The 14,367-nt window shown below is 39.2% G+C and carries 14 protein-coding genes and 2 tRNA genes; 10 read left to right on the forward strand and 6 right to left on the reverse strand.

All coding sequences use genetic code 11. From position 1 onward, the window contains the following. Positions 1 to 22 precede the first annotated feature (22 nt). The 3 genes from ACYSN2_RS10060 to ACYSN2_RS10070 all read left to right on the forward strand — a co-directional run bounded on the left by ACYSN2_RS10060 (position 23) and on the right by ACYSN2_RS10070 (position 2,816). Entirely contained in the window at positions 23 to 676 is a 654-nt protein-coding gene (locus tag ACYSN2_RS10060; protein ID WP_461750132.1) for a response regulator transcription factor, read from the forward strand. A 131-nt stretch (positions 677 to 807) separates the two neighbouring features. Next, positions 808 to 2,205 carry a sensor histidine kinase gene (locus ACYSN2_RS10065; RefSeq protein WP_461750133.1) on the forward strand — a complete coding sequence of 466 codons (1,398 nt, stop codon included), beginning with the start codon at positions 808 to 810 and terminating at the stop codon, positions 2,203 to 2,205. Between the two features lie 287 nt (positions 2,206 to 2,492). Beyond that, a complete protein-coding gene (locus tag ACYSN2_RS10070) occupies positions 2,493 to 2,816 on the forward strand; it encodes a hypothetical protein (protein ID WP_461750134.1) in 324 nt (107 codons plus the stop codon). A 140-nt stretch (positions 2,817 to 2,956) separates the two neighbouring features. Here the strand turns inward: ACYSN2_RS10070 and ACYSN2_RS10075 are convergent, their stop codons facing one another. The 3 genes from ACYSN2_RS10075 to ACYSN2_RS10085 form a co-directional block, all read right to left on the reverse strand. Further along, positions 2,957 to 3,448, reverse strand: a complete 492-nt coding sequence (locus ACYSN2_RS10075; RefSeq protein WP_461750135.1) for a YbaK/EbsC family protein — start codon at positions 3,446 to 3,448, stop codon at positions 2,957 to 2,959. Between the two features lie 11 nt (positions 3,449 to 3,459). Continuing rightward, entirely contained in the window at positions 3,460 to 3,786 is a 327-nt protein-coding gene (locus ACYSN2_RS10080; protein WP_461750166.1) for an SMR family transporter, read from the reverse strand. A gap of 97 nt (positions 3,787 to 3,883) precedes the next feature. Beyond that, on the reverse strand, positions 3,884 to 4,396 hold the full coding sequence (locus tag ACYSN2_RS10085; RefSeq protein ID WP_461750136.1) for a hypothetical protein: 513 nt from the start codon (positions 4,394 to 4,396) through the stop codon (positions 3,884 to 3,886). A gap of 317 nt (positions 4,397 to 4,713) precedes the next feature. Between ACYSN2_RS10085 and smpB the strand changes: the two genes are divergently transcribed. From smpB to ACYSN2_RS10110, 5 genes are all read left to right on the forward strand, one after another. Next, positions 4,714 to 5,190, forward strand: a complete 477-nt coding sequence (smpB, locus tag ACYSN2_RS10090; RefSeq protein WP_461750137.1) for an SsrA-binding protein SmpB — start codon at positions 4,714 to 4,716, stop codon at positions 5,188 to 5,190. Positions 5,191 to 5,372: 182 nt separating this feature from the next. Further along, complete coding sequence (locus ACYSN2_RS10095; RefSeq protein WP_461750138.1) at positions 5,373 to 6,320, forward strand: D-2-hydroxyacid dehydrogenase; 948 nt, start codon at positions 5,373 to 5,375, stop codon at positions 6,318 to 6,320. Between the two features lie 25 nt (positions 6,321 to 6,345). Continuing rightward, complete coding sequence (locus ACYSN2_RS10100) at positions 6,346 to 6,726, forward strand: SirB2 family protein (RefSeq protein ID WP_461750139.1); 381 nt, start codon at positions 6,346 to 6,348, stop codon at positions 6,724 to 6,726. 90 nt (positions 6,727 to 6,816) lie between these two features. After that, positions 6,817 to 6,893, forward strand: a tRNA-Arg gene (locus ACYSN2_RS10105). Positions 6,894 to 7,429: 536 nt separating this feature from the next. Continuing rightward, positions 7,430 to 7,506 (forward strand) — tRNA-Arg (locus ACYSN2_RS10110). A 170-nt stretch (positions 7,507 to 7,676) separates the two neighbouring features. Here the strand turns inward: ACYSN2_RS10110 and ACYSN2_RS10115 are convergent. The 3 genes from ACYSN2_RS10115 to ACYSN2_RS10125 form a co-directional block, all read right to left on the reverse strand. Then, a complete protein-coding gene (locus ACYSN2_RS10115) occupies positions 7,677 to 7,883 on the reverse strand; it encodes a hypothetical protein (RefSeq protein WP_461750140.1) in 207 nt (68 codons plus the stop codon). Between the two features lie 126 nt (positions 7,884 to 8,009). Beyond that, positions 8,010 to 8,984, reverse strand: a complete 975-nt coding sequence (gene moaA / locus ACYSN2_RS10120; RefSeq protein ID WP_461750141.1) for a GTP 3',8-cyclase MoaA — start codon at positions 8,982 to 8,984, stop codon at positions 8,010 to 8,012. Positions 8,985 to 9,014: 30 nt separating this feature from the next. Continuing rightward, positions 9,015 to 9,887 carry a LysR substrate-binding domain-containing protein gene (locus tag ACYSN2_RS10125; RefSeq protein ID WP_461750142.1) on the reverse strand — a complete coding sequence of 291 codons (873 nt, stop codon included), beginning with the start codon at positions 9,885 to 9,887 and terminating at the stop codon, positions 9,015 to 9,017. Between the two features lie 244 nt (positions 9,888 to 10,131). Between ACYSN2_RS10125 and ACYSN2_RS10130 the strand changes: the two genes are divergently transcribed. After that, positions 10,132 to 12,981 (forward strand): 2-oxoglutarate dehydrogenase E1 component, encoded by a 2,850-nt coding sequence (locus ACYSN2_RS10130; protein ID WP_461750143.1) that lies wholly within the window; start codon positions 10,132 to 10,134, stop codon positions 12,979 to 12,981. 145 nt (positions 12,982 to 13,126) lie between these two features. Then, on the forward strand, positions 13,127 to 14,320 hold the full coding sequence (gene odhB / locus ACYSN2_RS10135) for a 2-oxoglutarate dehydrogenase complex dihydrolipoyllysine-residue succinyltransferase (protein ID WP_461750144.1): 1,194 nt from the start codon (positions 13,127 to 13,129) through the stop codon (positions 14,318 to 14,320). Positions 14,321 to 14,367: the final 47 nt, after the last annotated feature.

The following is a 14,367-nucleotide window of genomic DNA, read 5'->3' on the forward strand; positions in this document are numbered from 1 at the left end:
AAAGAAGGATTAAGATAGATTCATGAAAATATTATTGATAGAAGATGACTTATCCCTTGGTGAAACGATTCAGCAATGGCTTGAGATGGATGGCTATATTGTTGATTGGCTGACAAATGGCGCTGATGCAAAAAATGTCATGGTAGATACTTACGATTGTTTACTACTAGATCGTGGTTTGCCGGGATTATCCGGAGATATGATTTTAAAGCTCTTTCGGGGGCAAAAGAAAAATTTACCCATTATTATGATTACGGCAATGGATAGTATTGCAGATCGTATTGAGGGTTTAGATTTAGGTGCAGATGATTATCTTGTGAAGCCTTTTGATTTAGAAGAATTATCCGCAAGAATTAGAGCAATGTCGCGCAGAGTCAGTCAGCAGACGGAAGCAGTATTTACTCACGGAGATGTAACATTAGATCCTGCAACGAAAGTGGTAGAGAAAGAGGGTTGTACAGTAAGCTTAACGGCGAAAGAATATGCCATTTTACATACTTTGATGCAACATCCTACTCGCACATTTACCCGAGAAGAGCTTGAAGATAAGCTATATGCCTGGGGAAATGAAGTGGAAAGTAATGCTGTTGAAGTGCATATTCATCATCTTCGTAAAAAGCTTGGGAATACCTTTATTCGAACTCGCAGGGGATTGGGATATACCTTAATGCAGTAATTTTCATGATCTATAGGTTTATGATTTATAAAAGATTCAGAAAAGATGCATAGAGAGATATGTTAAAAGAAAAAATGAAGAGAAGAATTCGATCATGGTGAATAGATTAACGGCATTTGAGGGGTGATTTTTTGAAACAAAACTTCCAAAAAAAATTGCAGACATTATTTTCGCGCAAAAGAACGTATTCACTTCGTGGAACGCTCATTGCCGGCATTATTGCAACCACGTTAATTTTGGGGGCAATGAGTTTTGTCATTACGACTTATGTGAGTTGGAATCAGACGAAAGATGTGCTTGATGAAGCGCTAGTACGTTCGGCGCAAGTACTGTCTCAATTTGCAGATCGTGATCCAACAGCTTCTCGGCATATGGGAATGCGAGGCTATCATAAAGTGGATCTAGATGAAGATCACTTCTATTTCCAAGTGATTAAAGATGGCAAAGTCGTGGCGAAAAGCAGTAAAGCGCCCAATATTCCTTTTGTTCCAAAGTTTAGAGGTTCTAAAGGATTCGCCGATATTCAAGTGAACGGCGATCCTTGGCGAGTATTTGTTTTGAAAAGACGGCATTCAGATTATGAAGTGCAAGTAGGGCATGCCACTGAAATGCGCCGAGAGTTTCTAGATGATTTAATTGAAGAACTGATTTTTGCCGGATTAATTGTGCTGTTGATTTCTATTATCTTAAATGCGCTTTTAGTCTTTTTTGGCTTAAAGCCTTTAACGGCAATTTCAAAGCAATTGGCAAAATTATCTCCCAAGAATCTGGAGCCGATTGCCGTGAATACTCGTAGTAATGAAATCATTGCCATTGAAGATTCCCTGAATATGCTCTTATCGAACCTAGATATTGCCCGTAAACATGAACGTCAATTTACAGCAGATGCATCTCATGAACTACGAACGCCGTTAAGTGCGATTCAGATGAAGCTTCAGCTTTTGCAACGGCAAGACCCAAGATTGACAAGTACGTTGCAACCTTTGCAACAAGATGTAAAACGAGCAACACATTTAATTGAACATCTTCTGATTCTTGCAAGGCTTGATCCGATGTCTATGGATACTTCAGATCGCTTATCATTAACAAAAGTAGAGGTGAATGAGCTTTTTGCGACATTGAAAGAGAGCTTTCAATCAGAAATTGAAGAAAAATCGATAGTCATTAAAGAAGAGCCGACGTTATTATCCTTTCATGTGAATGATGACTTAATGCTCGTAGCGTTGAAGAATATTATGGGAAATGCCATTAAATATTCGCCGGAAAAAACGACAATCTCTTTGAGTGCTACTGAACGAGGAAAGTATATTGCGCTCACAATTCGAGATTCAGGAGTTGGTGTGAATCCCGATGAGCTTGATCGTTTAACACAACGTTTTTACCGTGTTTTAGGTACGAAAGAGATGGGCAGTGGTTTGGGGTTATCGATTGTGAAGAAGATTGTAGAACTTCATCAAGGAGAGTTAAAACTTCGTTCAAAACCTGAAATAGAAGGATTAGAAGTCACGATTTTAGTGCCTAAAGCATAAGTCGGAATGAGATATAAATTAGAATATTTAGATAAATTTTAGATGGAATAGAGGCGCTCAAAAGAGCGCCTTTTTATCGTTTGTTATTGCGTAATGGCTGATAAATATTATGCCGGACTTTAGAGTTTTTTTGATGATGAAACGACTATTTGATTTTCTATTAACATTTTGAAATTAATCAATAATTATTGATTATCTTAAGTTTAAATTAAGATTGGTTTGTTGTAATAAGCTCATAGAAAACTTTTATCGGTAACTTTTATCAGCACTCACAAGGAGTCAACGTTATGCGTAAGATCATTTTAATATCAGCTTTAGTATTGGGTTCTTCAGTAGCATTTGCACAATTTAATGGACCTGTTGTAGATAATGCAGGAAGTGATTCTAGGAACATGATGCAACAAGTACAAAATCATCCCATGCATTCAGGAATGAACGGAATGCACCAATATCATCAAAATGGACAACATGAACGAGGTCATGGGAATCATGCGCGTCGATCAGATCGTCAACATGATGGATATTACAAAAACCATCAAAATCGTTCAGATAGACAATATCGCGGAGGGCATCGCAGAAATGGTCATAGAATGAATGGTCATTGCTGGTAATATGGATTTTTTAAATAGATTGGAATAGCTACCCCCCTCCTCTTAGATATTTCATCTGCAATTTAACCTTCACATCGTTGTGAAGGTTTTTTTATTAGGAAAGTTTTTTAATATGCCGTGATCCACAAAAATTGATGAAATTATGCTTTTGCCACATCAATCCAAGTTGCTTGTGTAAGGAGCTGTAAGGCTTCCGGCGAAGATTGAAATACTGCATATGGATGTCCGGCGGCTGCCCAAATAGTTTCAAAGCGCTTAAGAGATGGATCTAACATCAATATACATTCGGCGATATGTCCAATAGGAGAAACACCTCCGATGACAAAACCGGTTTTTTCTCTGACAAAATCAGCATTAGCTTTTCCTAACTTTTTGCGGGAAATGCCAAGTTCCTCGGCAACACGTTTTTCATCGACTCTTTTATCGCCACTAATGATGACAAGAACAGCTTGATCATTTTCAAGGTTATGAAATACGATGCTCTTTGCAATTTGGGAAACTTCGCATTGTAACTGATCCGCAGCTTCTTGGGCTGTTTGTGCGGAATCATCTAAAATCGTTACCAAATGTGGATGATGATTTTCCTTTAAAAAATTTTCCACTCGCAAAACTGCGGGATGTTGTTGAATCATAATAGGTATCCTTATAAAGCTTTTGAAAACACATTAATGATAATCACACCAAGTGCGATAAATATCAATCCAATAATGGCAGGAACATCAATCGCTTGTTTAAACCAAAAATATCCTACTAGCGTTACTAAGAGAATGCCGGCACCGCTCCAAATACCGTAAGCAATTCCCACGGGAATAAATTTTAAGGTATGAGATAAACAGTAAAAAGAGCCGGCATATAACAAAATGACCAATACGGAAGGCACAAGTTTTGTGAATTGTTCAGATTTCACTAAAAAGGATGTTGCAATAACTTCTAATAAGATTGCGATCCCGAGCATGGAATAACCAAACATTAGTGGATTCATAGAAGTGCTCCCGAGAATTGGTAGTGTTTATAAAATAGAATAGGGTTGAAAGATACGTCAATAAATGGATGATCGATTTGAAGAATTATTGACGAATAACAACGGGGACATTTTGACTATTTTGCAGTAATCGTTGTAATTCTTGATCATTCAGTTTTATATAAGTTTCTTTCTGTTGATCATTTTGTAATTGTACAATTGGTAACTGGTTGCGTGGTCGTAGGACTTCAGCTTGAAATATTTTTGTGTCATTGGATTTCTGTTTTCTTTGAGCTTTACCGTTTAGGAATGTTTGAACTTCGTAAACCTGTTTGGTAAGTGTTTTTTGTTCTTTATCAACATCCCAAATAAAGAATTCTGTTTTTTCAGAAGTGGCTTTAGCAGAGAAACTAGATAAATGGCGAACGCCCGTTTTATTCGGGAATAGAACGATGACATCTGTCTTACTGAGTCTGTTTTGCGTACTTTTTACTTGCCAAGGGCCTAATAAATCTTGAGGTAACAGAGTATCGCTAGCAATATTGTTGTGTTGCGAGGTTGCGCAAGAGACTAGAAAGACGCTCAAGCAGAGTAGAGTTAATTTTTGTATCAAAGTCATCACTATTTTCCAAGAAAATTGGGGCATAAAATATGGATTATTTTATGACGCAGATTTATGAGTTTACATAATAAAATCACGGAATTGAATAGGGGAAGAGATACTTTTCTAAAGAGATGCTCTTGATGAATATATTCGGCGATGTGAAATCGTCTAATCTGTAATAGAATAGAGCTTCGACCATTCATGATAGAAAATTTTGATGATAGAAATGAGGCTTTCTATCATGTTCGATGGGATGAGCACTATTTTGAGTTTTATGATTCAAGATTTAATAAAAAACTCAAAATAACTGCGGGATTTTAATAGAGGTTTATATGTCTAAGAAAAAAGGCGTGAGTAGCGCACAAATTGCCGGCAATAAGCGGGCATATCATGATTATTTTATTGAAGAGAAAATGGAAGCCGGCCTTGAATTGCAAGGTTGGGAAGTAAAAAGTTTACGAGAAGGTAAAGGACAATTAACAGAAGCTTATGTTCAAGTGAAGAACGGCGAAGTATTTCTGATTGGTTCGAGAATTACACCACTTTTGTCGGCATCAACCCATATTTTTGCGGATGATACGAGAACTCGAAAACTCCTTCTGCATCGCCGAGAAATTGATCGATTAGTGGGTGCTGTGGATCAGAAAGGCCGTACGATTGTTCCTTTAAGTTTGTATTGGAAGAAGGGAATGGTTAAGGTAGAAATCGGGCTTGCGAGAGGTAAGAAAGATCACGATAAGCGCGCAACTATTAAAGAGCGTGATTGGGATCGTGAAAAACAGCGCTTAATGCGTCACGATAATCGCTAAGGATTTATTTGCGAAGTATTGATTTGAGACATTGATTGAAGAGCTGATAAAAAAGATAAAAATTGACGATTTTACAATTTTAAAGTGTTCTCAAAGCGCTCTAAAAGCGCATTAAATCCGTACTAAATTCGAAGAATAACTGAGAGTTGTCATTTGTAGAAATTTACCAAAGGAGATTGGAGATGAAAAAAATTGTTTTTTTAGATCAGGGAACATTAGATCGTTTTACGTTGGATTTTAATTTCCCTCATGAACTCATTAATATTGAAAACTGCCCGCAAGATAAGGTCGCAGAAGCGCTTCAAGGCTGTAAAATCGCAATTACCAATAAAGTGATTATCGATCGTGCGGCGATTGAAGCGAATCCTGAATTAAAACTCATTGCCGTAGCGGCAACAGGTTACAACATTGTTGATGTGGAAGCTGCGAAAGAGCATGGCGTGACCGTTTGTAATGTTGCCGGCTATAGTCAAACGGCAGTGGCAGAACATGCATTTATGATGATGATTGCGCTCATGCACCGGTTACCACTATATGAAACAAGAATGCGAGATGGCGAATGGCAACGATCGCCGTTCTTCTCTATTTTTGGTGCGCCGATTTTTGAATTGAAAGGCAAAACACTCGGTATTTTTGGAAAGGGAAGTATCGGTTCGCAATTTGCTAAATATGCCGAAGATTTCGGAATGAAAGTACTCTTTTCTGAAAGACGAAATGCCGAAGTGATTCGAGAAGGTTACCATTCGTTTGAAGATGTTTTAACAACAAGCGACGTTTACTCGATTCATGCACCATTAACAGCAGATACGAAAGATATGATTGATGTTGCTGAAATTAATCGTATGAAAGAAGGTGCGATTTTATTAAACGTTAGCCGTGGTGGTTTAATCAATGAGCAAGCATTAGCAGATGCGCTTAGATCAGGCAGAATTGGTGGCGCAGGTGTTGATGTTTTAACGACAGAACCGCCAAAGCCTGATAATCCACTTCTTGCAAACGATCTAGGAAACTTTATCATCACGCCACATACGGCATTTGCAAGCGAAGAAGCATTAGCAACTTTGGTAGGGATATTAATCAACAACATTAATCAATTTGTAGCAGGAACGCCGGAAAACGTCGTTAATTAAGAATCATTAAAAGAAAGGAAATATCATGTTAGCAGAAGCTTATTTAGGGATAAAACATACCCATATTATGTTGGCTGTTTTCTCTATCGTCTTTTTCAATTTTCGATTTTGGAAATATTTTTTGTTAAGAAGACCAAAATGGGCACGAATTACACCACATGTTGTGGATACTTTTTTACTGTTAACAGGTATTTTATTAGCGGTAACGTTAAGTATTAACCCCTTTGGTGCAGGTGGTGGTTGGTTAGCGATAAAACTCCTCTTTATCGTGCTCTATATTGTTTTTGCGATTTTTTCAATGAGACGTACGTTAGCTTTGCCATCACGCTTAATCGCTTACTTAATAGCAAATGCAATGGCAATGGGCGTTGTATATATGGCGCTTGTAAGACCATTTATCTATTAGTTGTTTATTCAATGAATGGAAAGTTTGTGTAAATAGTTTACATTTTGTTGATGTGAGTAAAAGATGATGTATACTACTCATCTTAGTTAAGCGCCCATAGCTCAGCTGGATAGAGTACCTGGCTACGAACCAGGCGGTCGGAGGTTCGACTCCTTCTGGGCGCGCCATATGAGAAACCCTAACAACTTGTTGTTAGGGTTTTTTCTTGTTCAAAATAAAACTGAAGGTATATCGGATAGGGATTCATGATGGAGCGTCATATTTGAAAGTTTGAGAAGTATTTTCATATCCTTGCAATGAATGAAAAAGAATTGAGAACTGATGATTTTCTATTTGATGATGGTTTTAAAAATATAGACGGTTAGGTTTATGACTGATAGGTAAATGGTTATACATAGGTTTAAGAAAGTTGCATTGTAAAATAGAGGCTGAATTATCACTGGGTCGAATGCTGGCGTTTTTATGAAGATCCTTAGCCTTAGCTGGCAATATTAATCTTTTTTAGAATTTTAAACCGAAATGACGATAGTTTTTAAGATGATTGTTTTTAAATGGTTTGTAGAAAAAATTTAGGATCTTCTTATCTTTTTGATATTAATTGGTAATTTTATTTATTGGAAAATATGTCAATATAAATGATAGTTTTTTGCGTTAAGAGCGTTGACACCCTTATATATTGATGTATACTACTCATCTTAGTTAAGCGCCCATAGCTCAGCTGGATAGAGTACCTGGCTACGAACCAGGCGGTCGGAGGTTCGACTCCTTCTGGGCGCGCCATACGAGAAACCCTAACAACTTGTTGTTAGGGTTTTTTCTTGTCCGCGATTTAACGATCTTAATTTAATTTCGTAATGAATGAACGTGTGTAGGATTTTTAGGATGTAAAAAAACCTGCATAAAGCAGGTGTTTAGTGCTGTTTTTAAAGAGCATTGTAAGAATTGAGATCTTACTTCTCAATGAGCTCATATTCATAACGTGGACGATCGCCAACTCTGTAATAGATGAAATCTTGTTGGTATGAATCTAAGAATTTTTGACGTGCTTCTAAGCTATCAAACCATCTTTCAGCATTAAAATCAGCACCAAGAAGGTTGTCTCTGAGAAATGTAGAATGCTTAGGAAGGGTCATTTTAACGCCGTATTGTTTGCTCATTGCTTGCTCCGTAATGTTCTAATCTTTGTTGCTATATATGTTTGTTTTGATGTTCAGCCATCCATTCATGGATAGGACGATATTTTATTGATACATGTATGACACATTCTTGCTTAGTGTAGCAATTTAGCCACCGGTCATCGACATAATTCGTGAGATTTTTGTCGCATCCGTTCTAAATTCATGTTTCTGTGGTTTGAGATCAATGGCTCTGCGAATCGCAGATTGTAGCTCTTCATCGCTACATTGATCTCTCAGCATTTCTCGAAGTGGGAAGGCTTCTTCTTGCCCTAAACACATGTAAAGTGTGCCATCGACAGAAAGACGAACTCGGTTACAGGTATCGCAAAAATGTTGGCTCATCGGTGTGATTAAGCCGAATGTGAATTTTTTGTCCGGCGTTTCATAATATTTTGCTGGACCTTGCCCAAGTGTGCTCGTAGTATCAATTAAGCCATATTTCTGGCGTAATGTTTCGAGTAATACCGTGAGATCTTTTCCTTCAGTATTTTGACCTGTAACGCCAAGCGGCATCGCTTCAATGAGGCGAAGAATTAAGCCATTGTCGATACAGAACTGAATCATGTCATCAATATCTTGATCATTCACGCCGACCATCGGCACCATATTAATCTTAATGGTTTCAAAACCAGCATCTTTTGCGGCAAAAATCCCGCGTTTTACCTTTTCAATACAATCATTGCCGGTAATTTTATGCACCGTGAGAGGATTAATTGAATCTAGGCTGATATTAAGACGATCAAGGCCGGCATCTTTGAGAGATTTCGCGTGCTTTTCAAGTTGTGTTGCATTGGTGGTCATGGAGAGATCTTTAATGGTCGGAATCTCTTTCATGCGCTGGATCAGTTGGGAGACATCTTTTCGTAGCAAGGGCTCGCCACCAGTGATGCGGTAGTGATGAGTTCCCATTGCCGAGAAAGCGCCGACAACTCTTAAGATTTCATCAAAAGTCAGCCAATTTTTATTGACTTCAAAGCCTTTGAATCCTTTAGGAATGCAGTAAGTGCAACGAAGATCACACCGATCCGTTACGGAGATGCGGACATAGTCAATACTTCTACCAAATTGATCTACTAACATAACAGTTCCTTTTAAGTAACGGATTCAACGTTAAAGATTAAGATCCTGAATACATTGGACAATGGTTTCTATTTTACGCATTTGCGTAAACTCCCGGCGATATACAAGTGCTACTTTTCGTGTAGGAACAGGATCTGTGAAAGGAATGTAATGAAGAAGCTCTTTAAGATGATCATCTGTTAATGCATATTTTGGCAATACTGAGATTTGATGGCCAGCTGCCACAATATTGCGAATGGTTTCTAACGAATGATGGTGAGAATTTGTGGCATTAATCTCTTTGCATTGATCTAATATTTGATCACGGAAGCAGTGACCAATATTCAGCAGTAGAGGATCGTACTCATGCAGTTCATCTGCTGAGATGGAAGATTTTTTGCTTAATAGATGATCTTTGGGCGTAATCACGAAGAATGGTTCTTCGTAAAGCTCAATCACTTCAAATGTCGGATCAGCAATAGGGAGCGCTAAAATCGCAGCATCAATCTCGCCCGTTTTGAGCATGGGGAGCAAGCTGTCCGTCATATTCTCGAAAAGATTGAGTTGAAGATTAGGCGCTGCAATGCGAAGTGATGGAATAATCTTTGGTAGCAGATAAGGCGCTATCGTGAAGATGATTCCTAAATTAAATCGACCTTCAATAGAATCTGACTCTTTACTAAGGGATAGGAGTTCATCTACGAGTTCAAAAATACGTCTTGCTTTTGGGAGTGCTTTTTCCCCTTCCGGTGTGAGAAATACTTCACTTGTTGTTCGTTCAAATAAGGATACTCCCATCGAGGATTCTAGGTTCTTAATACCGATCGAAAGGGCAGGTTGTGAAATGAAACATTTTTGTGCTGCACGCCCAAAATGCTTCTCTTCTGCGACTGCGATGAAGTACCGAAGTTCATTTAATTTCATAAATTATTCCCATAAATAAACATTAACAAAGTGAAGGATTTACATACTAGCATATTTGCACTAAGGTAATTTTTAAATAAGCATTATATATCGCTATTTTCTTGTTCATAAAATAAATAAAAATAGCCAATAATCAGGCTCTTGACATATTGCACGAAAATACGAAAAATCGGGTATAATGTTGAAAATTTCTTTCTTTTTAATTTCCTATCAATTTGTAGATAACATAAATGTGAGCGAAGCAATGAAACTAATAGATCAATTTAGGGAGTCGTCCGCACTAAACGGTGCGAATCAGACCTATGTCGAGGAGATGTTTGAATCATATCTTGAAAACCCAAGTTCAGTGACGGCTGAATGGCAGGCATACTTTGCAGACTTTAAAAGTGAGCACAGTGAAGATATCGCACAAGGTCCTGTTAAAAGAGCATTTGAAGAGATGCGACGACAACCGAATAGACCTCAGAGCGGTGGTATTGACGAGGTCTTTTTAGCAAAACAGGTAGCGGTACTGAATCTCATTGGAGAATACCGCCGAAGAGGGCATCAAGTAGCAGACTTATGCCCTCTTGATTTGCGTGATATCCCAAATGTTCCTGAGCTGAATCCTGGCTTCTTTGGATTAACAGAAATGGATATGGGAACGGTATTTAAAACAGGGAATCTTGCAGGTAAGTCAGAAATGACGTTACGTGAAATTCTCGATACTGTAAAACGCACGTATATCGGTCATGTAGGTGTTGAAATTGAACACATTACGAAAGATGAAGAGCGCATTTGGTTAAGAGAGCGTTTGGAAGAAGTTCAAGATCATTATCGTTTTACAAATGAAGAGCGTAAAGAGATCTTAAAAGAGCTCGTTTCTGCAGATGGTTTAGAGCGTTACCTTCATACTCGTTATGTGGGTCAAAAGCGTTTCTCACTGGAAGGCGGAGATGCATTAATTCCAATGCTTCACGAGATGGTTGTCGGTGCTTCTAACTTTGGTGCGGAAGAGATCGTAATCGGAATGGCGCACCGTGGACGTTTAAACACGTTGGTGAACATTTTAGGTAAAGCGCCGGCGCAGTTATTTGCAGAATTTGATGGTGTGCCAACTTTTACAAAAGGTTCGGGCGACGTTAAATATCACATGGGTTTTTCATCTTCTGTTCAGGCTACACCAGCGAATCCTCCGGTGCATTTAGCATTAGCATTTAACCCATCACACTTAGAGATTGTCAATCCTGTCGTAGAAGGCTCCGTTCGTGCACGTTTAGAGCGCCGCATTGTAGCTGGAACGCCGACAGGACAATTACCATTTAATACGGTTTTACCAGTATTAATTCATGGTGATGCGGCATTTGCAGGGCAAGGTATTGTGCTTGAGACATTACAAATGTCACAAGTGCGTGGATATACCACAGGTGGAACGATTCATATAGTTGTGAATAACCGTGTCGGTTTTACAACGTCTAACTTATTAGATGCGCGTTCTTCAGAGTACTGTACGGATGCTGCGAAAATCGTTCAAGCGCCGGTATTACACGTCAATGGTGATGATCCGGAAGCTGTGAAGCATGTAATGCAGCTTGCGCTCGGTTACCGTAATACGTTCCACAAAGATGTTGTGATCGATTTAGTTTGTTACCGTAAGCTCGGTCATAACGAAGCTGATGAGCCAAGTGCAACACAGCCAATGATGTATAAAAAAGTTCGTAGTCACAAAACGCCGGCGCGTATCTATGCAGATCGTTTAATTGCGCAAGGTGTGATTACAGAAGATGATTTCAAAGCTTATACGAAAGAGTATCGCGATAAGCTTGAGGAAGGGAAACCAGTAGGATTCCCAACCGTTGAATCCATTAATAGTACGTATAAACAAAAATGGGAAAAAATCTCTAAAATGCACGATCGTTTCGACGAAGAAGGTGCAGTAGTTCCTGAAACAGCCGTTGTTGAATCAAGAATTACCGAGATTGCTCGCATTATGGATAAGCTTCCTGAAGGCTTAAAGCTCCATAACCGTGTTCAACGTATTCATGAGAATCGTTTGAAAATGGGTGAGGGCGAAATCGAAATGGATTGGGGCTTTGCCGAAGTTATGGCTTATGCAACGCTTCTTGAAGAAGGTTACCCAATTCGTATCACAGGACAAGACTCTGGCCGTGGAACATTCTTCCATCGTCACGCGGTATATCATAATCAAGAAGATGGAAGCGCATTTATCCCGCTTCAACATTTAACGAAAGATCAAGCAAACTTCACAGTGATTGACTCTATCCTTTCAGAAGCCGGCGTTTTAGGTTTTGAATTTGGATATGCGGCAACAGAACCAAATGCATTAGTGATTTGGGAAGCGCAGTTTGGTGACTTCGTGAATGGTGCGCAAGTTGTGATTGACCAGTTCATCGCATCGGGTGAAACAAAATGGCGCCGTTATAACGGATTAGTCATGCTTCTTCCGCATGGTTATGAAGGTCAAGGTCCTGAGCATTCATCTGCAAGACCTGAGCGTTTCTTAGAGCTTTGTGCTGAGAATAATATGAGCTTTGTTGTGCCAACAACGCCGGCACAAGCATTCCATATGTTCCGCCGTCAAATGCATCAAGATTACCGTAAGCCATTAATCGTGATGACGCCGAAGAGCTTATTACGTCACAAGCAAGCGGTGAATACGATTGAAGATTTAGCAACGGGTACATTTCGTTCAGTGCTTCCTGAAATGGATGCCGTGAATCCTCAAAGCATTGAGCGTGTTGTAATTTCAGTTGGTAAGATTTACTACGATCTCCGTGATCGCCGAGCGGCTGCGAATGATGACACAACAGCGATTATTCGTTTGGAAGAGATCTATCCATTCCCAGCGAAAGCGATTCAGGATGAACTTGCGAAATATCCAAACGCAACAGAAGTGATTTTCCTTCAGGATGAGCCGTTAAATCAAGGTTATGCGACATTTGTAAGACCATATTTAGAACAAGTGGTCAATGGCAAACAAGCATTGATTTTCGTAACAAGGCCAACGGCAGCAGCGCCGGCGGTAGGTTATAGCCATGTTCATGCAGCGCAAGAGAAAGCACTTTTAGACGCAATTATCCCTTTAGCTGAATAATGTAGCAGAGAAAGAGAGCGAGAAACTCCATTCCAAAACTTCTCGCTCTTCTCATAATTGCTATGAAATGACAGCTTATAAAAGTCTAATTTAAAAGTTTATACATTATTAAAGATTTAGAATTATCTAACGTAGGAGAAAACCCATGAGTATTGAAATTAAAGTTCCGGTATTACCTGAGTCAGTTGCAGATGCGTTGCTTTCAGCGTGGCACAAACAAGTAGGTGAGTTCATCGAAGAGGGTGAAAACCTTGTTGATTTAGAAACGGATAAAGTAATGCTCGAAGTACCGGCAACAGTGAGCGGTATTCTTAAAGAGATTAAAGTAGAAGAAGGTACAGACGTTACTGAAGGTACACTTCTTGCAATTATTGAAGCAGGCGATGCGCCAGCAGCAGATGCACCACAAGCAGCGGCTAAAGAAGAAGTAGCAGTTGTCGTAGAAACAGCGGGCGAAGAGACAGGAATGTCACCCACTGTACGCCGTTTAGTTGAAGAGAATAACTTAGATATCACAATCATTCCAGCAACGGGTAAAAATGGTCGTCATTTGAAAGAAGATATCGAAAACTTCATGAAAAATGGGGGTGCAAAAGCGCCGGCGAAAGCAGCAACAGTTGCGGCAGTTCCAACAGGTGCTCGTATTGAAAAACGTGTTCCAATGACACGTTTACGTGCACGTATTGCTGAGCGTCTTTTAGATGCGAAAAACACAACTGCAATGTTAACAACGTTCAATGAGTTAAACATGGAACCTGTGATGTCACTTCGTAAGAAGTATCAAGATCGTTTCACGAAAACTCACGGTGTAAAATTAGGTTTCATGTCTTTCTTCGTGAAAGCAGCTGTGGAAGCATTGAAAAAATACCCAGCAGTAAATGCATCAATTGATGGTAACGATATCGTATATCACGGTTACTTCGATATCGGTATCGCAGTATCTTCACCACGTGGATTAGTGGTACCAATCATTCGTGACGCAGACCAATTAAGCCTTGCAGATATCGAAAAACAAATTATCGAATATGCAACAAAAGCGAAAGAAGGTACGCTTACAATCGAAGAGATGACAGGCGGTACATTCACAATCACAAATGGTGGTGTGTTTGGTTCAATGCTCTCAACGCCAATTCTTAACCCACCACAAAGTGGTATTTTAGGAATGCACAATACATACGAGCGTCCAATTGTGAAAGATGGCCAAATCATTGCAGCGCCAATGATGTATCTTGCACACTCTTATGACCACAGAATCATCGATGGTGCAGAAGCAGTTGGTTTCTTAGTATCTATTAAAAACTCACTTGAAGATCCAGCAAGCATGCTTTTAGAGCTGTAATTTCAACGGATACTTAATCGCAAACTATAAAATATTATGAAGATCCT

The organism is Ignatzschineria sp. LJL83 (assembly GCF_054871845.1).